Here is a 21,196-nt window from a genome sequence, read left to right as displayed (position 1 = left end):
CCTTACCTTTTCGGCGTTCGTAATGACAGATCATGTCCGTAATTTCGAACAGATCCCCCATGAGAACCCTGAGAGGCAGTCCGTATGAGCCGCGAAAACGACCTGCCCGAACCCCCCAGCCGCAGGCTGCTGTTGAAGGGCGCCGCAGCCGCCGGCGCGCTGACCGCCGCCTCGGCCGTCCCCGGTGTCGCCCACGCCGCACCCCGACGGGCTGTCCCGTACGAGAACCCCCTCGTCCGGCAGCGCGCCGACCCCCACATCCACCGCCACATCGACGGGCGCTACTACTTCACCGCCACCGCCCCCGAGTACGACCGGATCATCCTGCGCCGCTCCCGCACCCTGAACGGCCTGTCCACGGCCGCCGAGTCGGTCATCTGGCGGGCCCACCCCACCGGCGACATGGGCGCCCACATCTGGGCCCCGGAGCTGCACCGCATCGGCGGCAAGTGGTACATCTACTTCGCCGCCGCGCCCGCCGAGGACGTGTGGCGGATCCGCATCTGGGTCCTGGAGAACGCCCACCCCGACCCGTTCAAGGGCACCTGGGTGGAGAAGGGCCAGGTCAAGACGGCCTGGGAGACCTTCTCCCTGGACGCCACCACCTTCACCCACCGGGGCACCCGCTACCTGTGCTGGGCGCAGCACGAGCCCGGCCTGGACAACAACACCGGCCTCTTCCTGTCGAAGATGGCGAATCCATGGACACTGACCGGTCCTCAAGTGCGGCTGTCCACCCCGGAGTACGACTGGGAGTGCGTCGGCTTCAAGGTCAACGAGGGCGCGTACGTCCTCAAGCGCAACGGCCGCATCTTCCTCACCTACTCGGCCTCCGCCACCGACTTCAACTACTGCGTCGGCCTGCTGACCGCCGACGCCGACAGCGACCTGATGGACCCGGCGAGCTGGGCCAAGTCGCCGACCCCGGTCTTCACCAGCAACGACACCACCAAGCAGTACGGCCCGGGCCACAACTGCTTCACCGTCGCCGAGGACGGCCGCACCGACGTCCTCGTCTACCACGCCCGCCAGTACAAGGAGATCAACGGCGACCCGCTCAACGACCCCAACCGGCACACCCGCATCCAGAAGCTGAACTGGAACGCGGACGGCACCCCGGACTTCGGCATACCCGTGGCGGACACGTCCGCCGTGACCGCGGAGGAGAGTGCTTGAGATGAGACGTGCGTACGCGGTGCTGCTCGCCCTGTGTCTGGCCGTGGCCGGTGCCCTGGCCACCGCCGGTCCCGCGCAGGCGGCACCCCGGACCGTCACCACCGGCACGCAGTTCACCGACACCTCGGGCAACCCGGTGCACGCCCACGGCGGCGGGGTCATCAAGGTCGGCTCGTACTACTACTGGTTCGGCGAGCACCGCAACGCCGACAACACCTTCCGCTACGTGGACGCCTACCGCTCCACCGACCTGAAGAACTGGGAGTTCAGGAACCACGTCCTGACCCAGTCCAGCCACTCGGAGCTGGCCACCGCCAACATCGAGCGCCCCAAGGTCATGTACAACGCCGCCACCGGCAAGTTCGTCATGTGGATGCACAAGGAGAACGGCGTCGACTACAGCCAGGCCCGCGCCGCCGTGGCCGTCTCCGACACCGTGGACGGCGACTACACCTGGCAGGGCAGCTTCCGCCCGTTCGGTCAGCACATGTCCCGTGACATCACGGTGTTCGTCGACACCGACGGCACCGGCTACATGGTCTCCGCCGCCCGCGAGAACTACGACCTGCACATCTACCGTCTGACCAGCGACTACACCGGCATCGCCGCGCTGGTCGCCGACCCCTGGCACGGCGGCCACCGGGAGGCTCCCGCCCTGTTCAAGCGCAACGGCGTCTACTTCATGCTGACGTCGGGTGCCACCGGCTGGAACCCCAACCAGCAGCAGTACGCCACCGCCACCAGCCTCGCCGGCCCGTGGACCGCGATGAGGAACGTCGGCGACTCCACGACCTACGGCTCGCAGACCGCGTACGTCCTCCCCGTACAGGGCGGTTCCACCACCTCGTACCTCTACCTGGGCGACCGCTGGGGCAACTCCTTCGGCGGCACCGTCAACGACTCCCGCTACGTCTGGCTGCCGCTGACCTTCCCGTCCTCGACCTCGATGTCCATGTCCTGGTCCCCGGAGGTCACCATCGACACGGCCACCGGCTCGATCAGCGGCACCAGCGCCACGTACAACACACTGATCGCCCGGCACAGCGGCCGGTGCGCCGACGTCACCAGCCAGTCGCAGTGGCAGGGCGCCCAGATCAAGCAGTACGACTGCAACGGCGGCGGCAACCAGAAGTACTGGCTCAAGTCCGTCGGCAGCGGCTACTACCAGCTCGTCACCCGGCACAGCTCCCTGTGCGTCCAGGAGAACGCGAGCACGGTCACCCAGGAGAACTGCGACGCCTCCGCGACCGGCCAGCAGTGGTCGCTGACCACCACCGGCTCCTACGTGAACATCAGGTCCCGCGCCACCGGCGAGTGCCTGGACGTCAACGGCGCGTCCACCGCCGACTCCGCCGCGATCATCACCTACACCTGCAACGGAGGAACCAACCAGCAGTGGACGCGCGGGACGTGAGGTGCCCTCAGGCCAGCAGGTCGATCGCGTCGACCGCCGTGCCCGCGCTGAGATAGCCCGTCAGCCCCGAACCGCTCACCACAGCGATCCTGAGCACGTTGTACTGGCCGGTGTCCGTCTTCCAGGCGGACGCCGGCACGCTGTACGTGAACGTGTGGTTGTTGCCCCGGTAGGAACCGTTGGTCAGCGACCGGGTGTTCGGCTGGGTGGGCGGGGAGGGGATGGCGGACGTCCAGGCGTCGTTCACCGTCACCTGGGGGCGGCCGTTGGCGTACGCCGTCGTCACCCCGATCCGCAGGGTGTGCGCGGCCGCCGCCTGGGCCGCCGTCAGCCGGAAGTACACCAGGATCCCGCTGTTGACGTCCTTCCAGAGGTAGCAGGGGAAGGCCGACGTCTCGTTGTTGCCGATGACGACATTGCCGGTCCAGGGCGCCGCCCGGACGTCGGACGGATGCGCGTACGTCATCAGATCGGCGTTCTTGAGGCCGCTCGGCGTGCCGTCCCACTCGCCGATCCGCCAGATGGCGGCGGCGTTGCCCGGGTCGTTGGAGGACGGGACGGTGATGGTGTTGAGCGTGGTCGTCGCACCGGCCGCGACCGTCACCGACCCCGTGTGCACGGCGAGTTCGCCCTTGAAGACGGTCAGGGTGTACGTCCCCGGCAGCACGCCCCCGATCGAGAAGAAACCGTCCGAGGAGCGCGCCGAACCCCAGTACTGCGCCGCCGAGTTGGCGAGTCCGACCGTGTACGGGTACGCCGTGTTCCGCCCGGCGATCCCGACGCCGGCCACCTTGCCGCGCCCGCCCGCGCCGACGTACCCGGACATGCCGAGGGAGTCCGCCCACGAGGTGGTCAGGGTGCCCGGGAACAGCGACGCGGAGGGCGCCCCGCCGTCCGTGAGGGCGATGACGTACGGGCCCTGCAGGCCGAAGCGCTGGGCCTCGGTCTGGTTCTGGCCGTAGTACAGGATCTCGTACAGGCCGCCGCCGTCCGCGCTCTGGTGGCGCAGCAGGGAGCGGTAGAACGGGCCGCCGGAGGCCTTCTCGTGGTTGCTGCGCACGATCCACAGGCCGACGCCGCCGCCCGACCAGCCGATGTAGTCGTAGTCCATGACGCGCAGCTTCGAGTAGTGCTTCGAGCGGGTCTGGCCGTCGGACTTGGCGAACACGTCCGAGGCCTCGACGGTGGTGGGCGCGTAGGTGTAGGAGTCGGGCTCGTCGTTGAGGAACAGGCCCTTGCGCACGCGCAGGATGTAGCGGGTCGCCGAGACGGACGTGTCGGCCTTGTTGGTCCACAGGTAGATGTTGTTCTCGCCGCTGCGGGCCGCGTAGTAGTGCCGCAGCGTGCCGTACGCGACCGAGATCAGGATCGTCGAACCGGACTGCCGGACGGACACCGTGGAGCTGCCGAGGCCGGACTCGATGTGCGAGTTCTTGCCGCCGTAGCCCTGGTACTCCGTGCCCCGGTAGACCAGCGAGGTCAGGTCGCCGTTGGACTTGCTGACCTTGAAGACGAGGTGGGCGCCGGTGTCGACGACGTAGTTCGAGCCGTCGTCGCGCCAGCCGAAGGCCGCGGCGCGCGCCGTGCCGGCGAGGGCCGCCGTGCCTGCGGCGGCCGTGGCGCCGAGGACGAAGGTGCGGCGGCGAACGGATCTGTCGTGGGATCCGGACATGGGGGGTGCCTCCTTCGAAGTGCTGCGAAGTGTGTGGTGCGGGGTGTGTGCAGAGTGACAGTTGAATCGATTTCGCGAAAGGGCTTGCGCTGGCTGTGGCCGGGGAGTTCTGTGATCTGACGCCGGAACCTAGAAAGCGCTTGTCCAAACGGGTACGGTCCAGTCGAACGCCGGGTCCATCCGAGTGAGGAGTCGTGCATGAGACGTTTCAGCACCGCCGCGCTGGTGGCGGCGGCCACCTTGGGAACCGCGCTGACGGCGACACCGGCCCAGGCCGCCGCCGACGCCCACTGCACCGCCACCGCCTGCCACTTCGACGTCCCGCCCGGCACCTACGACGTGAAGGTCCTGCTCGGCGGCGAGGCGGCGTCGAGCACGACCATCGCCGGGGAGACACGCCGCACCCTGCTCCCCGAGACGTCCGCCCCGGCCGGTGAACGGGTGGCGCGCAGCTTCACCGTGAACGTCCGCACACCGCAGGGCGAGCCGACGGGCCCCGAAGGCACCCCCGGCCTCGACCTGCTGCTCGGCGGCGCGGCTCCCGCGCTGGCCGACATCAAGGTCACCCCCGCGCGCCGTACCCGCCAGATCCTCCTCGTCGGCGACTCCACGGTCTGCGACCAGCCCGGCGACCCGTACTCCGGCTGGGGCCAGCAACTGCCCCAGTACCTGCGCAAGGGCCTGTCCGTCGCCAACTACGCCGACTCCGGCGAGAGCACGGTCAGCTATCTCGCCGACTCCCGCCTGTGGGGCACCGTCCAGCCCCGGATCCGGCCCGGCGACCTGGTCCTGATCCAGCTCGCCCACAACGACAAGACGACCGACGAGGCGACGTACCGCGCGAATCTGGAGACACTGGTGGACGGCGCACGCGCCAAGGGCGGTGAGCCGGTCCTCGTCACCCCGATCGTGCGCCGCTGGTTCAACTCCGACGGCACGCTGAACAACAACACGGCCCTGCTGGTCAACGGCCTGGGCGTGGACCACCCCGCGGTCATCCGCGCGGTCGCCGCCGACCGGGACGTCCCCCTGGTCGACCTGACGGCGAAGACCAAGGCACTGGTGGAGTCCCTGGGCGTGGAGGCGTCCAAGGCGCTCTACCTCTACAACGAGAAACGGGACAACACCCACACCTCGGCGCACGGCGCCACGGTGTACGCGAGCCTCGTCCGCGACGAACTCGTCGCCCGGCATCTGGTGCCCCAGGGCCAGGTGCGGGTGGGATGAACCCCTGGGGCGCCCCGACCGGAACCGGGGCGTCCCAGGTCCGATCTTCTCCGAGCCGGAATGAGAACCATGCAGCTGCCGCCCGACGACCGCACCCTCAGCCCGTACACCGGCTACACCCGCGCCCACTGGGAGGCGGCCGCCGACGCCCTGCTCGGCGCCGTGGAGCCGTACGCCACCGAGGACCGTGCCCTCTACCACTTTCCCGGTGACCGGCAGAGCTGGTCGGGCCGTCTCTCCGACGGGCTGGAAGGGTACGCCCGTACGCTGCTGCTGGCCGCCTTCCGCCGGGACGAGACCGCGTTGGAGCGGTATGCCGACGGACTCGCGGCCGGCACGTCCGGAGTCTGGCCCCGTATCGAGGACCGCAGCCAGCCGCTGGTCGAGGCGGCGTCGATCGCGCTCGCGCTGCGGCTGACCCGGCCGCTGCTGTGGGACCGGCTGGACGATCCGGTGCGGCAGCGGGCGGCGGCCTGGCTCGGGGACGCGCTGACCGCCGAAGCCTGGCCCTGCAACTGGGAGTTGTTCCCGGTGACGGTGGGCGGCTTCCTCCAGGAGATCGGGTACGAGACCGAGGAGTCCGGCAAGGCGATCGACCGGGGGCTGGAGCGGATCGAGGACTGGTACGCAGGCGGCGGCTGGTACACCGACGGCGACGGCCGCAAGTACGACTACTACAACGGCTGGGCGATGCACCTGTACCCGGTGCTGCACGCGTGGCTGGCCCAGGACGAGAGGCTGCTGGAGCTGTACGGCGGTCGGCTCTCGCGGCATCTCGACGACTACGCCCGACTGTTCGGCGGCGACGGCGCGCCGATGCACCAGGGCCGCTCCCTGACGTATCGGTTCGCGACGACGGCACCGCTGTGGCTGGGCGCGCTCACCGGCCGTACGCCGCTGCCGCCGGGGGAGACCCGGCGGCTGGCCTCCGGCGCGCTGAAGTACTTCCTGGAGCGGGGAGCCGTGGACGCGAACGGCCTGCTCACCCTCGGCTGGCACGGCCCCGACGAGTCGGTCCTGCAGGGCTATTCGGGCCCCGCGTCGCCGTACTGGGCGAGCAAGGGCTTCCTCGCCCTGCTCCTGCCGGCCGAGCACGAGGTCTGGACGGCGACGGAGGAACCGGGGCCGGCCGAGCGCGCCGACGCGATCACGCCGATCGCCGCCCCCAACTGGCTGGTGCAGTCCACCCGTTCGGACGGACTGGTCCGCCTCCACAACCACGGCAGCGAGGACGTCCGCTACGACCCGTACTACACCCGCCTCGCCTACTCGACGGCCACGCGGCCCGCACCGTCGTACGACAACAGCGTGCTCGTCGGCGCCGACCCGAGCCGTACGGACATCGTGCCGCTGGGGGTCGGCGACGGCTGGGTGGCCTCGCGGCACTCGGTCGGTGAGTCGGTCCGGGTGACCAGCGTGGTGCTCGCGCGGGGGGCCGTGGAGGTGCGGGCCCATCTGGTGGCCGGGGCGGAGCCGAGGACGCCGGTGCGGGTGACCGGGTGGGCCTGCCGGGACGGGGTGCGCGCCGAGCTGCGGCCCGTCGCCGGTCTGAGCCGCGAACTGTCCGGCGTGACCGGCGACGGACCCACCCTCTTCGTCGCCCTCGCCCGCCTCACGGCCGAGCCGGACCCCGCGCCGCTGGAGGACCTGGTGTCCGTGCGCGTGGACGGCGAGGACGGGCTCCGCGTCCGCTGGAGCGACGGGCGTGAGGTCCGGGTGCGGCTGGCGGACGGCGAGGGCGTGGGCGTACAGGGCTGAGGGCGGATTCGAGCCTCCCGTCCTTGTGGACCGCCACATCGCCGGTGACGCGGGAGCTCACGACCTTCGTGGCGCTGCTCCCACGAGGGCGGCGGTGGCGGCGAGCCCGGCGACCAGGGGATGGCGGACTTCGGTGGGCACCGAATCGACGTGGGCCTAGCGTTGCCGGCATGACGGAATCCACCCGCAACCCGTTCGCCCAGCTCCATCACGGCGACGAACCCCTGCTCCTCCCCAACGCCTGGGACCACGCCTCGGCGCGGGCGCTCGCCGCTCAGGGGTTCCGCGCGATCGGCACGACCAGCCTCGGGGTCGCGGCGGCCGTCGGCCTGCCCGACGGGGCGTCGGCCACCCGCGACGACACCCTCCGCCTCGCCTTCGCCCTCGGCTCGGGACCGTGCCTCCTGACCGTCGACGCGGAGGACGGCTACAGCGACGACCCCGAGGAGGTGGGGGAGTTCGCCCGGGAGCTGGCGGCCGTGGGAGCCGTCGGCATCAATCTGGAGGACCGTCTCGGCCCGCCCGCGCTGCACGCCGCGAAGATCTCCGCCGTCAAGGCCGCCGCCCCGGGCCTCTTCGTCAACGCCCGCACCGACACGTACTGGCTGGGCGGCGGGGAGGCGGACACGAAGGACCGCCTCGACGTCTATCAGCAGGCGGGCGCGGACGGGGTGTTCGTGCCGGGGGTCACCGAACCTCGCCAGATCGCCGACCTGGTGAAACACCTCGACGTCCCCCTCAACGTCCTCTACACCCCGGTCGGCCCCACCGTCCCCGGGCTCGCCGGCCTCGGCGTCCGCCGCATCAGCCTCGGCTCGCTGCTCTACCGGCGGGCACTGGGTGCGGCGGTGGAGGCCATGGGGGAGATCCGGGAGGGCCGGACGCCGGGCGGGGCCGTGCCTTCGTACGGCGAGGTGGACGCGCTGAGCCGGCGAAGCGACCTGACTCACGGCGACGAGGCGTAGGCCCTGTGGGGCTTGAAGCCTTCCCGGGTGTCAGACCCTTCGGACTCATCACCGGCGAGGGACCGAGGAACCATGGCCACGGACATCCCCGGCGGCAGGTGACTGGCGGCCGCTGTCCAAGGGGTCAGGGTGACAACCGGGCTGGGCGCCGGTCCCGCTCCTCGCGCGGCCAGTTCGCGAGCGCCACGTGCAGGGCGTCGACAGCGCGCTCCCATGACTCGCTTACGCCGCGGGGGGCGCCGAAGGCGCCGGTGGACTCCAGGGAGCAGTAGCCGTGGAAGGTGCTGCGCAGCAGGCGGACGGCGTCGGTCAGGTCGGGTTCGTCGAGGCCGTAGGCGCGGAGCATGCCGTAGGTGATCTCGGCGGTGCGGCGCATGGCGGGGGAGTCGGCGACGAGGCTCGGGTCGATGCGGATCTGGGTCGCCGCGTAACGCCCCGGGTGCTGGAGCGCGTACGCGCGATACGCGTCCGCGAACGCCACGAGCGCGTCCTTGCCGGCACGTCCCGCCACCGCCGCGGCGATCCGGTCGATCATCTCGCCACCGGCCAGCAGCGCCACCCGCGTCCGCAGGTCCTGAAGGTTCCTGACGTGCGAGTACAGGCTCGCGTCCTTCACCCCGAACCGCCGGGCCAGCGCGGAGAGGCTGACCTGGTCGAACCCGACCTCGTCGGCCAGCTCGGCCGCCGCCGCGGCCAGGCGGTCGGCGGTGAGTCCTGCGCGGGCCATGGGGGTGTCTCCTCCTGCGTCCTGCGACCACGGAAACCTAGGGTGTCCAGGCGCGATGCTAGTGCCCCCCGCCTTCGCCCGCCCGTACCAACCCCGTCTCATACGCCAGCACGACGGCCTGGGCGCGGTCCCGGAGGGACAGCTTGGCGAAGATGCGGGCCACGTGGGACTTCACCGTGGCCTCGCTCAGGGTGAGGTGGGCGGCGAGTTCCGTGTTGGACAGGCCCCGGCCCAGGAGGGTCAGGACCTCCAGCTCGCGGGGCGTCAGGGCCGCCAGGTCGGCGGGGACCGTGGGCGGACGGTCGGCGGGGTCCTTGGCGAAGCGTTCCACCAGGCGGCGGGTGATGGCGGGGGCCAGCAGCGCGTCGCCGGTGCCGACCAGGCGTACGGCCGCCGCCAGGTGCTCGGGCGTGACGTCCTTGAGGAGGAAGCCGCTCGCCCCGATCGACAGGGCGGTGTAGACATAGCGGTCCAGGTCGAAGGTCGTCAGCATCAACACCCGGCAGTCCGGGCTCTGCTGGAGGATGCGCCGGGTGGCGTCCAGGCCGTCCATGTTCGGCATGCGGATGTCCATCAGCACGACGTCCGGGGCGAGTTCGCGCGCCATCGCCACCGCCGCCACGCCGTCCGCCGCCTCGCCGACCACCTCGATGCCGCGCACGGTCAGGATCAGCCGGAATCCGGTGCGGATCAGCGTCTGGTCGTCGGCGATCAGGACGCGGGGAGCCGGTTCGGTCACGGGCGGTCCAGGGGGATACGGGCCCGCACGCGGTAGCCGCCGCCGAGCCGCCGTCGGGCGTCCAGGTCACCGCCGTACACCGCGACCCGCTCCCGCAGCCCCAGCAGGCCGCGCCCGGTGCCCTCCCGGAGCCGCGGCTGCCTCGGTGCCGTGCCGGTCAGCACGCTCGGGCCGGTGTTCAGCACCTCCACCCGCAGCGCGTGCTCCGCGTACCGCACGGTGACCTCGGCCTTGCCCCCGTCGCCGTGCCGGAGCGCGTTGGTGAGCGCCTCCTGGACGATGCGGTACGCCGTCACGTCGATGCCCTGCGGGAGCGGGCGGGGCTCGCCGGAGACGCGGACCTCGACCGGCAGGCCCGCGAAGGAGACGCGGTCGACGAGTTGGCCGAGCCGGTCCAGGCCGGGCTGCGGGGCGAGGTCGGCGGCAGGACCGTCCTGCGGGACGTCCGTGCCGTCGTCCTCGCCGTTCGCCGACGGGGCCAGCAGCCCCAGCAGATGCCGCAGGTCCGTCATCGCGCCCCGCCCCGCGTCCTCCACCGCCCGCAGCGCCGTCGAGGCCTCGTCCGGCATCGTGCCCAGGACCTCGCGGGCGGCGCCGGCCTGGACCACCATGAGGCTCACGGTGTGGCTGACGATGTCGTGCAACTCGCGGGCGATCCGGTCGCGTTCGGCCGTGACCGCCACCCGGGCCGCGCTCTCCCGCTCCCGCTCCAGCAGCCAGCCGCGCTCCCCGACGGCGTCCCGCCAGCGGCGCCGCGTCCGCAGCAGCGCGACGGTCAGCACCAGTACGGCCGCACCCGCGACCGCCGCCGTGACCCAGCCCGCTTCCCAGTCCCCCATGGGTTCACCCTGGCAGACGATCACCGCGAGCGCATCGGCCCGGAGATGCAGGTCCTGCATCCGCAGGATGAGGTGCCCGGCCAGGTGCCATCCGGGGAGGGATGTCCGGGCCCGGGCCGGCCTCGTAGCGTCCTGTCCATGGGCAGTGAGGACAGCAGGGCAGAGGCCGTCGTACGACTCGACGGCGTGCGCAAGGAGTACGGCGAGACGACCGCGTTGGCCGGTGTGTCGCTTCGGATCCGGGCCGGGGAGGCGGTCGCGGTGATGGGGCCGTCGGGGTGCGGGAAGTCCACGCTCCTGAACATGATCGCCGGCCTCGACCGGCCGACGGACGGCACGGTCGTCGTGCACGGGGAGAACGTGGGGGAGCTGAGCGAGAAGGGGCTCGCCCTGTACCGGCGGCGCCGGATCGGCATGATCTTCCAGTTCTTCAACCTGATCGACGACCTGTCGGCCCTCGACAACGTGGCGCTGGCCGCTCAGCTCACCGGCACCCCGGCCCGGCAGGCCCGCCGCCGGGCCCTGGAGCTCTTCGACGAGCTCGGCATCGCCGACCGGCGACGCGCCTACCCGGCCGTGCTCAGCGGCGGCGAGCGCCAACGCGTCGCCGTGGCCAGGGCGTTGATGAACCGCCCCGCCCTGCTGCTGGCCGACGAGCCGACCGGCGCCCTGGACAGCCGCTCCGGGGAGCAGGTGATGGACCTGCTGCTCGACCTCAACCAGATCGGCCAGACCCTGGTCCTGGTCACCCACGACGAGCATCTGGCCCGGCGCTGCGCCAGCCGCCTCGTCGAGTTCGCCGACGGCCGGGTCACCGGCGAGCACACCCTGGAGCCGTCCGCATGAGGGCCGTATGGCGCACCGCCCGCGCGGCGGTACGGCGGCGCAGGCTGCAGACCCTCGTCATCGCGCTGGTCACCCTGACCTCGACCGTGGCCATGGTGGTGGCCCTCGGCCTGCTCGACGCGGCCTCCGCGCCCTTCGACAAGGCCTTCGGCAAGCAGCGCGGACCGCATGTGGTCGCCGTGTTCGACCCGGCGAGGGTCTCCGACGCGCGGTTGGCCGAGGCGGCCCGGCACCCCGGCGTCGCGGCCGCCGCCGGTCCCTACGCGCAGGCCACGGTCGAACTCCCGGACAGCACCCTGCACTTCGGCCTCGGCGCCGAGATCACCGTCGTCGGCCGCGCCGACCCCGGCGGCCCCGTCGACCGGCTCGACCTGTGGGCGGGCCGCTGGGCGACCCGGCCCGGCGAGGTCGTGCTGAACCGGCAGTCCGACTGGACGGCGGACGACCTCGGCAAGCGGCTCCCGATGCCCTCGGGCGGCCCTGACCTCACCGTCGTCGGGTTCGCCTTCGACCTGAGCCGCACCGCGGACGCCTGGGTCGCGCCCGAGCAGATCGGCGCCCTGCGTCCGACGGCCACCCAGATGCTGTTCCGCTTCCCGGACGCGTCCTCGGACGACCGGCTCGGCGCACAGCTCGACACGGTCACCGAGGCGCTCCCCGCTCAGGCGCTCACCGCCTCCCGGTCGTATCTCACCCTCAAGCACCAGGTGAGCAGCTCGGCCCGGGCCTACACCCCGTATCTGATGGCCTTCGGCGTCCTCGGCATCGCGGTCGCGGTGCTCATCATCGCCAACGTGGTCAGCGGGGCCGTGATCTCCGGGCTCCGGCACATCGGTGTGCTCAAGGCGCTCGGCTTCACGCCGGGGCAGGTGGTCGCCGTCTACCTCACGATGATCTCCGTGCCGGCGGTGGCCGGGTGCGTGCTCGGCACGGTCGTCGGCAACCTGATCGCGCGCCCCTTCTTCGAGTTCGTGTTCATGGGGCCCGACGCCGGAGTGCTGCACGACAGTGTCTCCGTCGCCGCGTGGGTGAACGCCGTCACCCTGCTCGGCATGCCCGCTGTCTGCCTCCTCGCCGCGCTCGCCCCCGCACTGCGCGCCCACCGGATGTCGGCGGCACGGGCGATCAGCGCGGGCAGCGCCCCACGCGCCGGCCGCGCCCTGGGCATCCAGCGCCGGCTGGCCGGCAGCAGGCTGCCGCGCTCGGTGAGCCTCGGTATGGGCCTGCCGTTCGCCCGGCCCGGACGCAGCGCGCTGACGCTGGCCGCCGTGGTTCTCGGCGTGACCACGGTGACGTTCGCGACCGGCCTGGCGACGACCATGAACCGCTTCGGCAACGCCGGCCGCGACGCCTACCAGGTGACCGTGTACGCCTCCCACTTCAAGAACGGCAAGGAGATCCAGCCGGAGCACGACGACCCCGAACTCCAGTCGCTGCTGGGGCGGTTGCCGGGTGCGAGGGCGATCACGGCCCGGGCTTCGGTCGACGTACGCCTGGCGGGCTCCGCGCATCCGGTGATCCTGGAGGGCCGCCGCGGCGACCGGCTCGGTCTGGGCGGTGTGCTCACCGACGGCCGGTGGATGCGCGCGAGCGGCGAGATCGTGGCAGGTTCGGCCTTCCTGCGACAGAACGGCGTACGGGTCGGCGACCGGGTGCGCCTGGAGAAGGGCGGGCGCTCCGAACGGGTCCTGGTCGTGGGGGAGTTCATGGAGAGCAACGCCCGGGTCGTGGCCGCCGACTGGCCGACGCTGACGGCGCTGGCGCCGGACGAGAAGCCCATCGCCTACCACGTCGCACTGCGCGCCGGCACCGACCCGGCCGCCTACGCCCGCGCGGCCCGCGCCGCCGACGCGGGGATCACACCGGATGTGCGGGGCGCCAACACCATCACGCAGACCATCGTCGGATCGGCCTCCGCCCTCACCCTGATGCTCGCCGCGGTCGCCTCCCTCGGCGTCTTCAACACGGTCGTCCTCAACACCCGTGACCGCAGGCGGGACCTGGGCATGCTGAAGTCGATCGGCATGACGCCGCGCCAGGTCACGGCGATGACGGTGACGTCGATGGCCGTGCTCGGCGCGATCGGTTCCCTGCTCGGCATCCCGCTGGGCGTGGCCGGCTACGAGCTGGTGATGCCGCGCATGGCGGGCGCCGTGGACATCTCCCTGCCGCCGTACATGACGGACGTGTGGCGGGCCCCCGCCCTGGCCGGGCTCGCCCTCGCGGGGCTGGCCATCGCGGTGCTCGGGGCGTTCGTACCGGCGCGCAGGGCGGGGCGGCTGACGATCGCGGAGGTGTTGCGGAGCGAGTGAGCGGGCGAGCGGGTGAGCCCCCTTTTGGTGAGTCGGATGCGCGGTCGGTTCGCGGGTGTCACCCCTGTGGGTACGTCATCGCGTGCGGAGTTCGAGCGAACGGTAGGAGAGGCGATGAGTGCGAAAGGCCCCGGTGCACAGATGATCCGGGCTCGGTCGGTCGTGGTGGACGGTGCCCGCATGGCGTGCTGGGAATCGGGGCCCGCCGACGGCGAGCCGGTGCTGCTCCTGCACGGCTACCCGGCCGACCACCGCTGCTGGCGCCATCAGATCCCGGCACTGGCGCGCCGGTACCGGGTGATCGCGCCGGACCTCCTCGGCTGGGGAGAGTCCGAACGACCGCTGCACCTGCGGTTCGACTACGACACCGAGGTCGCCCGCGTCGGCCGGCTGCTCGACGCCCTCGGCATCGACGCCGTGAACCTGTTCGGGCACGACTACGGCGGTTTCCTAGCGCTCGGCCTCACCCAGGCCCACCCCGACCGGGTACGACGGCTGGCCATCCTCAACAGCCGCGCCCAGTCCTCCTTCGTGCCCCGCTGGTACGCCGTCTTCGGCCTGCTCACCCTGGCCGGGCGCACCCCCGGGCTCCGGGCGCTGGCGGCACGGCTCCCCCTCGCCGGTCTGCACCGCCGTTCGCTCGGGGTGCTGGTACGCGGCGGCCACTTCGACGAAGAGCTCCTGGACAGCCATGTCGACTGGATGGACACGCCCGAGGGCCGGCGCTGGCTGGTCCACTTCTTCGGCGACTACCGCGTGCCGGCCCGGCCCGAGCTGCGTCGGCGGCTCGGCGACATCCGATGCCCCACCGCGATCGTGTGGGGCCGCGGGGACACCTACCTCAGCTCGTCGATCGCCGTCGAACTCGCCGAGCGCGTTCCGCACGCCGAACTGACGATGTTCGACGACGCGGGCCACTGGGTGATGGACCAGTGCCCGGCCCACGTCACCGTGGCACTGGAGCGGCTGCTCGCCCGGGAGCCGTGACGAACGCCGGTGTCCCCGCGTGCCGCGATCAGCGGATCGGCGCGTACAGCACGCCCAGCTTGTCGATCTCGTCGCCGGACCGTCCCGTGAAGCCGACGATCTGCCAGCCGGACGGGGCTGTGAAGGTCTTCGTGGCGGACGTTGCCGTGCCGGAGGTCAGGGTGCGGCCCTTGTCCGTGGTGAAGGCGGCCGAGAAGATCCTTGTGCGGCCGTCCTTCTGACCCTGCGTCAGCTTGACGGACGTGAGGTGCTCGCCGGAGGCGAGGGTCAGGGACGTGGCCGTGCCGCCCGTGCCGCCGTGGCTGAGCGTCGTACCGCCGTCGTGGGTCAGGGAGACCGCGTCCAGGCGGGAGGCGCCGCGCAGCGTCAGCGTGCGGGGGGAGACGGTTCCCGGCAGATCGTCGGCGTCGTTGAACGCCGTGCCGTGTGGGCCGCCCCAGAAGTCGCTCGCCTTGAGGGCGGAGTTGACGGTGTACGAGAAGTCGACCGCGTGCGGGAAGTGGTCGGAGAGGTGCTTGCCGTCGGAGCGGAGGAACGACTTCCAGTCGTTGTTGTAGCGGGTGGCGTTCAGGGAGACGAGGTTGCTGCCGCGGTAGAGGACCTTGTCGACGACCTCGCAGTCGTTCGCCGGGGCGGCGTTGTCGCAGAGCACGGGGTCGCTGCCCTGCGCGGGCGGGGTGCCGCCCTTGACCAGGTCGACCCACGGGTCTTTGAGACCGTTGTCGGAAACGAGCGTGCGGATGTTGTCGCCGGCGCGCGTGTACCGCGTGTTCGTGTCGCCCATGACGATCACCGCGTTGCCGGCGGAGTTCGCCTGGATGAAGTCCGACAGCTGCTCGATGTTGGCGCGGCGGGCGGCGAGCGCGGCGTCGTCGGAGTCCGCGTTGGTGTGCACGTTGTAGAGGTCCACGAAGACGCCCTCGGCGAGGCGGACCCGGGCCAGCGAGAAGCCCTTCGGGGTGAGGCAGTTCGTGCCGGTGCACTGGTTCCACTTCACCCGCTGGAAGTCCTCGAAGGAGTGGTCGGAGAGGGTGTTCAGACCGTCACCGAAGGCCGCGCCGCCGCTCGTCGCCGTGCGGTGCGGGTGGGTGTCGTTGGCGTACAGCGAGGCGTGGTAGTTGAAGTCCTCCTGGACGTTGACGATGTCGTACGGGGCCAGCCGCTGTCCGATGAGCGGCGTGTTCGTCTCGGGGTCGCTGTCGCCGAGGCCGAGCGGGAGGCCCGCGATGTTGTACGTCAGGACGTTGAAGGACCCGGAGGTGGCGGCCGTCGCGGGCGTGGCCGCGGTGGCGGTGAGGCCGGTGACGGCCAGCGCGGCCGCCGCGAGCGTGCCGATGAGTCTTCTCATGGTGGGGGAGTCTCCGATGGATGACGAAGAGGGTGAACGCTGAAGGTGAGCGTTGCTCAGGTTCGATGTCAACCAGGGTGACGTACAAGGGCCGTTGGGGAAACAGTGAGGGACGGGGAGTTCTGCCGCGTCGGTGGCACCCGACGGCCATGCGTCGCTCGTTCAATGTTCATGTTTCGCCTTGATCCTCCACAGACGGCGCAACAGCGCCGTAGAAGGCAGCCGCTGCAAGGCAGTGGCAACCCGGGAGGCGTTTCATGGGACACGGGCACGCGCACGGTCATCATCACCACGGACATGACCACGATCACTCGTCCGACGCGGCGGCGTCCGCGCTCCCCGCCGCCTTCGACCCCGCCGTGCCCGACGAGGCCCTGACCCCCGAGCAGCAGTCACGCCGCACCCTGCTGCGCCGGGCGGGCCTGCTGGGCGCCGGCCTGGCCGCCGCGAGCGTCGTGGCCCCGACCGCGGCCGCCGCCACGCCGGCCTCCGCAGGCCGCCGCGGTCACGGCTTCCTGTGGCTGGCCGGTGACCACCACATCCACACCCAGTACAGCAACGACGGCAAGTACCGCGTCGTCGACCAGGTCCGCCAGGGCGCCAAGCACGGCATGGACTGGCTGGTCATCACCGACCACGGCAATGTCACCCACTCCAAGATCGGTGTGGAGAAGGTCAACCCGGACATCCGTGACGCGCGTGACGCCTACGAGGACACCCTTGTCTTCCAGGGCCTGGAGTGGAACATCCCGGGCGCCGAGCACGGAACCGTTTTCGTGCACCCGGGCAGGAACGAGGTCTCGGTACTGAAGCAGTTCGAAACCGACTACGACGGCTCGGTCAACGGCGCCTCCGACTCCACCCCCGCCAACGAGGCCCTCGCCATCGCCGGCCTCAACTTCCTTGCCCGGCAGGTCCAGCGACGCAAGGTCAAGGACATCCTGATGCTCGCCAACCACCCGGCGCGCAAGGGCATCGACTCCCCGCACGAGATACGCGCCTGGCGCGACGCCACGTCCGCGCGTCATCAGATCGCGGTCGGCATGGAGGGCGCGCCGGGCCACCAGGCCGGCGGTATCGCCAAGCCGCTCGGGATGGGCCGGGCCCGTGGCATCTACGACAACAGCCCCGGCGCCAACTCCTTCGCAGGCTACCCGCTGGAGAGCTACCGCACCTGGGGCGGCTTCGACTGGATGACCGCCACCGTCGGCGGTCTGTGGGACAGCCTCCTCGCCGAGGGCAAGCCCTGGTGGATCACCGCCAACTCCGACTCCCACAACGTCTACACGGACACCGCCGAGCGCGGCGGCCCGGACAGCGACTACCTCGCCAACGGCAAGCACACCGACCCCGTCTACAGCGGCACGATCGACCTCACCGAGGGCGACTACTGGCCCGGCCAGTACAGCCGTACGCACGTCGGCGCGGACGGCTTCTCGTACGCCGCCGTCATGAACGGCATCCGTGCCGGCCGCGTCTGGGTCGACCACGGACAGCTCATCAGCGGCCTCGACGTCCGCGTGCGGGGCGGCTACCGCTGGGCCACGCTGGGCGGCGCCCTGCACGTCCGCAAGGGCACCAGCGTCACGCTGACGGTCGACGTGGCCATGGCCGGCGGCGCCAACTGGGCCGGCTTCGTGCCGAAGCTCGCCCGCGTCGACGTCATCCAGGGCGATGTGACCGGCCCGGCCGCGGACCGGGACACCTTCACCGCGCCGACGGCCAAGGTGGTGAAGTCGTACGAGGTGAACAAGCCGTCCGGCACGGTCCGCCTCACCTACGACCTCGGCAGGGTCGACCGCCCCGTCTACGTCCGCCTGCGCGGCACCGACGGCAACCGCAGCGCCGTCGGCCCGATGGGCGCCGCCGTCGACCCCGCGGGCCCGGCGATCGACGTCGTCGGCGACGCCGACCCGTGGCGCGACCTGTGGTTCTACTCCAACCCGGTGTGGGTCCTGCCCTCGTGACGCCGTACGCCCTGACGGTGGACGCGGGTGTCAGAGACCTGCGCGCGGCCGACCACCTGCTGCACACGCTGGCGGCCGAACTCGCCCTTCCCGAGAGCGCGTTCGGCTGCACCCACCTGGTGCGGGGAGACCGGCCGCGGGTGGCCGTCTCCCTCACCCTCCCGACCGAGCCGCTCCTGCGTACCGCCCAGGAGCGGCTCACGGCCGGGGGCCACGAGGTGACACCCGGGACACCGGACGCGAACGGCCGTGCGGTGGTCTACCCGGGCGTCACGTCCCTGACCGGCACCCTGACCATCGCCGACGTCCTGTCCCGCTCGGCGATCGACCGCGTGACGATCCTCGGCACCCCCGGCCGACCCGCCCCCGACGACCGCCTGGTGACCGGGGGCCACGTCCGCCCCCAGTGGCAGGACGGCGAACTCGTCCTGACCGCCATGCCGGCGGTGGGCGGAACGCTCGTGCCGTTCGAGGTGGCGGATCCGACGCCTTGCTGCGCGGATCACTGAGGGGGCACCGTCATCCGTTCACGCCCGCGTAGTGGCCCAGCGCCCACCGCCACAGCCACCGCGCCCCCACATACGCCACCAGCCCCAGCAGGGGCGACGCCGCCGCCAGCCAGTACGGGACGGCGGTGTCGTGGCCCGTGAGGACCGCGGCCGGGAAGTACGCGACGAACGCCAGCGGGAGGGCGAAGGTGAGGAAGCCGCCCACCGCCTTCGGCAGGACGTTCAGGGGGTAGCTGCCGAAGGTGCCGAGGAGTTCCTCCAGCCAGCGGCCCCAGTAGTCGGCGGCGGGATAGCGCAGGCACGCGGAGGCCACGGCCGTGAACAGGGCCGCCTCAAGCAGCATGCCGCCGATGACCGCGGCGGTCAGATACCCGACGCGGCCCGCCGTCCAGTCCAGCCCGCTGCGGCCGAGCGCGCCCACCATCAGACCCGCCGCGACCGTCAGGTCGCCGATCGCGTTGGTCGGGAAGTAGTCGAGCTGGACCTGGCGGTGCACCGGCATCGGACGCAGGAGGTAGATGTCGATCCGTCCCTCCTGGATCTGCCGGCCGATGAAGTGCATACGGCCGAGGAGCAGTACGAACAGACCGTGCGCGAGCATCCGGATCGCCGGGATCAGCAGGACGTCCGAGCTCTCCCAGCCGCCCATTCCGGTGAACCGGGCCAGCAGCACCGTCGCGAACACGATCACCGACATCTGCCAGATCGCACCGATCGCGATGTTCAGCAGGAACTCGGTGCGGTACTCCATCGCGGCACGGATGTTGAGCAGCGAGATGCGCCACACGATGCGCACGGATTTCACGGCTTTCGACGACACCTCAGCCTCCCTGCGAGATCACGCGCCGCGCGGCCCGCCGCCACACCCATCGGGTGAACAGCGCCAGCGCCACCACCCAGGCCGCCTGAACGGCCAACTGAACGCCCGCGTCGGACAGTTCGATCCGGCCGACATAGATCGACAGCGGCACGCTCAGCGTCGCCTGGAAGGGCAGGAACCCGCTCAGCGTGATGAACCAGTCCGGGAAGAACCACAGCGGCGCGTACACCCCGGACAGCAGGTTCTGCGCGAAGATCAGGATCAGCATCGCGGAGTTGTTGCGGATGGTGAAGAAGCAGAGCTGGTCGAGCAGGAGCATGACGTAGTACAGGACCCACTGGCCCAGCAGCATGCTCACCGCGAACACCCCTGCCACCGCCGCCGACCCGGGCGGCTTCACCACCCCCGCCGCGAGACAGACCACATACGCGCCGAGCGCCCACGCCAGCCCGTAGAGCTGCTCGCCGAGGGCGCGCAGCGCGTAGTAGCGCTGGGGCGGCAGCGGGCGCAGATACCAGTAGACGATCGTGCCGAAGTGCATGTGCTGCAGCACCGTGTCCCGGCCCGCGTACTGGTCCAACTCCCGCAGTCGGGAGGCGAGTACGGCCAGGACGGCGTACGTGACCGCCTGGTCGCGGGTCAGTCCGGCGGTGGTGCCGGTGTGGGAGTACAGGCCGCGCCACAGCGACGCCACCAGGACCACCTGCACCGTCAGCCGGAGCAGGACGGCCGTCATCCGGGCCGGCGTGTGCAGCTCACCGAGCGGCGTGACGCGCGCGGCGCGCCAGCCGTGCAGCAGGGCGGCCATCTCAGGCTCCCCCCGCCGCGGACTCGGCATGGACGTACGCGGCCCGCATCACGTCCTCCAGGTCCGCCTCGTCGAGGGCGAGGTCCGTCACCTCGTACCGCTCGATGACCTGCTTCAGCGCCTGGTGCACGGTCGGCGCGCCTGGGCCGTCCGGGCCGAAGACGGCCTGCGGTCCCTCGCGGCGCAGCAGCGCGATGCCCGGCAGCGAGCTGGCCTCGGTGTGCGGGTCGGCCAGCGTCACCCGCACCTGCCAGGTCGAGCCGAACTCCCGGCGGATCTCGTCGAGCGTGCCGTCCAGCACGAGCCGCCCGTGGTTGATCAGTACCACGCGCTCGGCGAGGCGCTCGACCTCCGTCATGTCGTGGGTGGTGAGCAGGACCGTACGGCCGCGCTCCGCCACCTGGTGCCGCAGGAACTCCCGCACCTGCTCCTTCACCACCACGTCCATGCCGATGGTCGGCTCGTCGAGGAAGACCACCGGCGGGTCGTGCAGCAGGGCGGCGGCCAGGTCGGAGCGGACGCGCTGGCCGAGGGAGAGATGGCGGACCCGGGTGTCCCAGAAGGAGGAGAGGTCGAGGAGGTCGTCGAACTCCTTCAGCCGGGCGGCGTGTTCCGCCTTCGGCACCTCGTAGATGTCGCGCAGGATCGCGAACGACTCGCGCACCGGGAGGTCCCACCACAGTTGGGTGCGCTGCCCGAAGACGGTGCCGATGTTACGGGCGTTGCGCTCGCGCTCCTCGTACGGCACCACGCCCGCGACCCTGGCCTCGCCGGCGGTCGGCGTGAGGATGCCGGTGAGCATCTTGATGGTGGTGGACTTGCCGGCGCCGTTCGGGCCGAGCAGGGCGAGGAGTTCGCCGGGGGCGACGGAGAACGTCACGTCGCAGACGGCGTGTTTGGCGACCTTCTCCGGGTCGACCAGTGAGCGCAGCGCGCCCGCGAAGCCGGGGCGGCGGACGGTGGTGTGGAAGGTTCGGGACAGTCCGCGAACCTCGATACTGCCATCCAAGTGGCATCAACTCCCTTGCTCTGAACACAAGTCGCGGCCGGTCGGCGTTGTCCGCCGACCGGCCGCAACTGAC

18 protein-coding genes are annotated in these 21,196 nt (G+C 71.4%); 10 read left to right on the top strand and 8 right to left on the bottom strand.

Annotation, left to right across the window (positions count from 1 at the left end; all coding sequences use genetic code 11):
• Window positions 1-84: 84 nt before the first annotated feature.
• Together IM697_RS32270 and IM697_RS32265 are read left to right on the top strand one after the other, a co-directional pair.
• Entirely contained in the window at window positions 85-1,176 is a 1,092-nt protein-coding gene (locus tag IM697_RS32270; RefSeq protein WP_194039615.1) for a glycoside hydrolase family 43 protein, read from the top strand.
• Between the two features lies 1 nt (window position 1,177).
• Window positions 1,178-2,590 (top strand): RICIN domain-containing protein, encoded by a 1,413-nt coding sequence (locus tag IM697_RS32265; RefSeq protein WP_194039614.1) that lies wholly within the window; start codon window positions 1,178-1,180, stop codon window positions 2,588-2,590.
• Window positions 2,591-2,597: 7 nt separating this feature from the next.
• Here the strand turns inward: IM697_RS32265 and IM697_RS32260 are convergent, their stop codons facing one another.
• Complete coding sequence (locus IM697_RS32260) at window positions 2,598-4,262, bottom strand: rhamnogalacturonan lyase B N-terminal domain-containing protein (RefSeq protein WP_194039613.1); 1,665 nt, start codon at window positions 4,260-4,262, stop codon at window positions 2,598-2,600.
• Window positions 4,263-4,460: 198 nt separating this feature from the next.
• Here IM697_RS32260 and IM697_RS32255 point away from each other — a divergent pair, with 198 nt between their 5' ends.
• The 3 genes from IM697_RS32255 to IM697_RS32245 all read left to right on the top strand — a co-directional run bounded on the left by IM697_RS32255 (window position 4,461) and on the right by IM697_RS32245 (window position 8,212).
• Window positions 4,461-5,489, top strand: coding sequence for a rhamnogalacturonan acetylesterase (locus IM697_RS32255; RefSeq protein WP_194039612.1), 1,029 nt, complete (start codon window positions 4,461-4,463; stop codon window positions 5,487-5,489).
• A 69-nt stretch (window positions 5,490-5,558) separates the two neighbouring features.
• Window positions 5,559-7,247: a DUF2264 domain-containing protein gene (locus tag IM697_RS32250; RefSeq protein ID WP_194039611.1), complete on the top strand. Its 1,689-nt coding sequence runs from the start codon at window positions 5,559-5,561 to the stop codon at window positions 7,245-7,247.
• 170 nt (window positions 7,248-7,417) lie between these two features.
• The gene (locus IM697_RS32245) at window positions 7,418-8,212 is read left to right on the top strand and encodes an isocitrate lyase/PEP mutase family protein (RefSeq protein ID WP_194039610.1); all 795 of its coding nucleotides are present in this window, start codon (window positions 7,418-7,420) and stop codon (window positions 8,210-8,212) included.
• A 124-nt stretch (window positions 8,213-8,336) separates the two neighbouring features.
• Here IM697_RS32245 and IM697_RS32240 read toward each other — a convergent pair whose 3' ends face one another.
• Genes IM697_RS32240 through IM697_RS32230 form a run of 3 tightly spaced genes read right to left on the bottom strand, consistent with a single transcriptional unit; the run spans window position 8,337 to window position 10,577 of the window.
• The gene (locus tag IM697_RS32240; protein WP_194039609.1) at window positions 8,337-8,939 is read right to left on the bottom strand and encodes a TetR-like C-terminal domain-containing protein; all 603 of its coding nucleotides are present in this window, start codon (window positions 8,937-8,939) and stop codon (window positions 8,337-8,339) included.
• Window positions 8,940-8,997: 58 nt separating this feature from the next.
• On the bottom strand, window positions 8,998-9,678 hold the full coding sequence (locus IM697_RS32235) for a response regulator (RefSeq protein WP_194039608.1): 681 nt from the start codon (window positions 9,676-9,678) through the stop codon (window positions 8,998-9,000).
• Complete coding sequence (locus IM697_RS32230; RefSeq protein ID WP_228044265.1) at window positions 9,675-10,577, bottom strand: sensor histidine kinase; 903 nt, start codon at window positions 10,575-10,577, stop codon at window positions 9,675-9,677. Before IM697_RS32230 ends, IM697_RS32235 begins: the two co-directional genes overlap by 4 nt.
• 78 nt (window positions 10,578-10,655) lie before the next feature.
• Between IM697_RS32230 and IM697_RS32225 the strand changes: the two genes are divergently transcribed.
• From IM697_RS32225 to IM697_RS32215, 3 genes are all read left to right on the top strand, one after another.
• The gene (locus IM697_RS32225) at window positions 10,656-11,363 is read left to right on the top strand and encodes an ABC transporter ATP-binding protein (RefSeq protein ID WP_194039607.1); all 708 of its coding nucleotides are present in this window, start codon (window positions 10,656-10,658) and stop codon (window positions 11,361-11,363) included.
• Window positions 11,360-13,675, top strand: coding sequence for an ABC transporter permease (locus tag IM697_RS32220; RefSeq protein WP_194039606.1), 2,316 nt, complete (start codon window positions 11,360-11,362; stop codon window positions 13,673-13,675). Before IM697_RS32225 ends, IM697_RS32220 begins: the two co-directional genes overlap by 4 nt.
• Window positions 13,676-13,789: 114 nt before the next feature.
• Window positions 13,790-14,662, top strand: a complete 873-nt coding sequence (locus IM697_RS32215; protein ID WP_194039605.1) for an alpha/beta fold hydrolase — start codon at window positions 13,790-13,792, stop codon at window positions 14,660-14,662.
• Between the two features lie 28 nt (window positions 14,663-14,690).
• On the opposite strand, the gene IM697_RS32210 is transcribed toward IM697_RS32215, so the two are convergent.
• Complete coding sequence (locus tag IM697_RS32210; RefSeq protein WP_194039604.1) at window positions 14,691-16,010, bottom strand: jacalin-like lectin; 1,320 nt, start codon at window positions 16,008-16,010, stop codon at window positions 14,691-14,693.
• Window positions 16,011-16,267: 257 nt separating this feature from the next.
• On the opposite strand from IM697_RS32210, the gene IM697_RS32205 reads away from it, so the two are divergent.
• Window positions 16,268-17,977 (top strand): PHP domain-containing protein, encoded by a 1,710-nt coding sequence (locus IM697_RS32205; RefSeq protein ID WP_194039603.1) that lies wholly within the window; start codon window positions 16,268-16,270, stop codon window positions 17,975-17,977.
• A complete protein-coding gene (locus IM697_RS32200) occupies window positions 17,959-18,486 on the top strand; it encodes a hypothetical protein (RefSeq protein WP_228044264.1) in 528 nt (175 codons plus the stop codon). Before IM697_RS32205 ends, IM697_RS32200 begins: the two co-directional genes overlap by 19 nt.
• 10 nt (window positions 18,487-18,496) lie before the next feature.
• On the opposite strand, the gene IM697_RS32195 is transcribed toward IM697_RS32200, so the two are convergent.
• The 3 genes from IM697_RS32195 to IM697_RS32185 form a co-directional block, all read right to left on the bottom strand.
• Entirely contained in the window at window positions 18,497-19,237 is a 741-nt protein-coding gene (locus IM697_RS32195) for an ABC transporter permease (protein ID WP_407699663.1), read from the bottom strand.
• Window positions 19,238-19,307: 70 nt separating this feature from the next.
• Window positions 19,308-20,114: an ABC-2 family transporter protein gene (locus tag IM697_RS32190; protein ID WP_194039602.1), complete on the bottom strand. Its 807-nt coding sequence runs from the start codon at window positions 20,112-20,114 to the stop codon at window positions 19,308-19,310.
• Between the two features lies 1 nt (window position 20,115).
• Complete coding sequence (locus IM697_RS32185) at window positions 20,116-21,123, bottom strand: ABC transporter ATP-binding protein (protein WP_194039601.1); 1,008 nt, start codon at window positions 21,121-21,123, stop codon at window positions 20,116-20,118.
• Between the last annotated feature and the right edge of the window lie 73 nt (window positions 21,124-21,196).

Origin of the sequence: Streptomyces ferrugineus (genome assembly GCF_015160855.1) — a bacterium.
Lineage (GTDB): Bacteria > Actinomycetota > Actinomycetes > Streptomycetales > Streptomycetaceae > Streptomyces > Streptomyces ferrugineus.
This window is presented reverse-complemented; position numbering and strand designations above follow the sequence as displayed.

Coding starts and splice junctions, on each gene's coding strand:
- IM697_RS32270 (WP_194039615.1), top strand. CDS start 85: ATGAGCCGCGAAAACGACCTGCCCGAACCCCCCAGCCGCAGGCTGCTG.
- IM697_RS32265 (WP_194039614.1), top strand. CDS start 1,178: ATGAGACGTGCGTACGCGGTGCTGCTCGCCCTGTGTCTGGCCGTGGCC.
- IM697_RS32260 (WP_194039613.1), bottom strand. CDS start 4,262: ATGTCCGGATCCCACGACAGATCCGTTCGCCGCCGCACCTTCGTCCTC.
- IM697_RS32255 (WP_194039612.1), top strand. CDS start 4,461: ATGAGACGTTTCAGCACCGCCGCGCTGGTGGCGGCGGCCACCTTGGGA.
- IM697_RS32250 (WP_194039611.1), top strand. CDS start 5,559: ATGCAGCTGCCGCCCGACGACCGCACCCTCAGCCCGTACACCGGCTAC.
- IM697_RS32245 (WP_194039610.1), top strand. CDS start 7,418: ATGACGGAATCCACCCGCAACCCGTTCGCCCAGCTCCATCACGGCGAC.
- IM697_RS32240 (WP_194039609.1), bottom strand. CDS start 8,939: ATGGCCCGCGCAGGACTCACCGCCGACCGCCTGGCCGCGGCGGCGGCC.
- IM697_RS32230 (WP_228044265.1), bottom strand. CDS start 10,577: ATGCAGGACCTGCATCTCCGGGCCGATGCGCTCGCGGTGATCGTCTGC.
- IM697_RS32225 (WP_194039607.1), top strand. CDS start 10,656: ATGGGCAGTGAGGACAGCAGGGCAGAGGCCGTCGTACGACTCGACGGC.
- IM697_RS32220 (WP_194039606.1), top strand. CDS start 11,360: ATGAGGGCCGTATGGCGCACCGCCCGCGCGGCGGTACGGCGGCGCAGG.
- IM697_RS32215 (WP_194039605.1), top strand. CDS start 13,790: ATGAGTGCGAAAGGCCCCGGTGCACAGATGATCCGGGCTCGGTCGGTC.
- IM697_RS32210 (WP_194039604.1), bottom strand. CDS start 16,010: ATGAGAAGACTCATCGGCACGCTCGCGGCGGCCGCGCTGGCCGTCACC.
- IM697_RS32205 (WP_194039603.1), top strand. CDS start 16,268: ATGGGACACGGGCACGCGCACGGTCATCATCACCACGGACATGACCAC.
- IM697_RS32195 (WP_407699663.1), bottom strand. CDS start 19,237: ATGGAGTACCGCACCGAGTTCCTGCTGAACATCGCGATCGGTGCGATC.
- IM697_RS32190 (WP_194039602.1), bottom strand. CDS start 20,114: ATGGCCGCCCTGCTGCACGGCTGGCGCGCCGCGCGCGTCACGCCGCTC.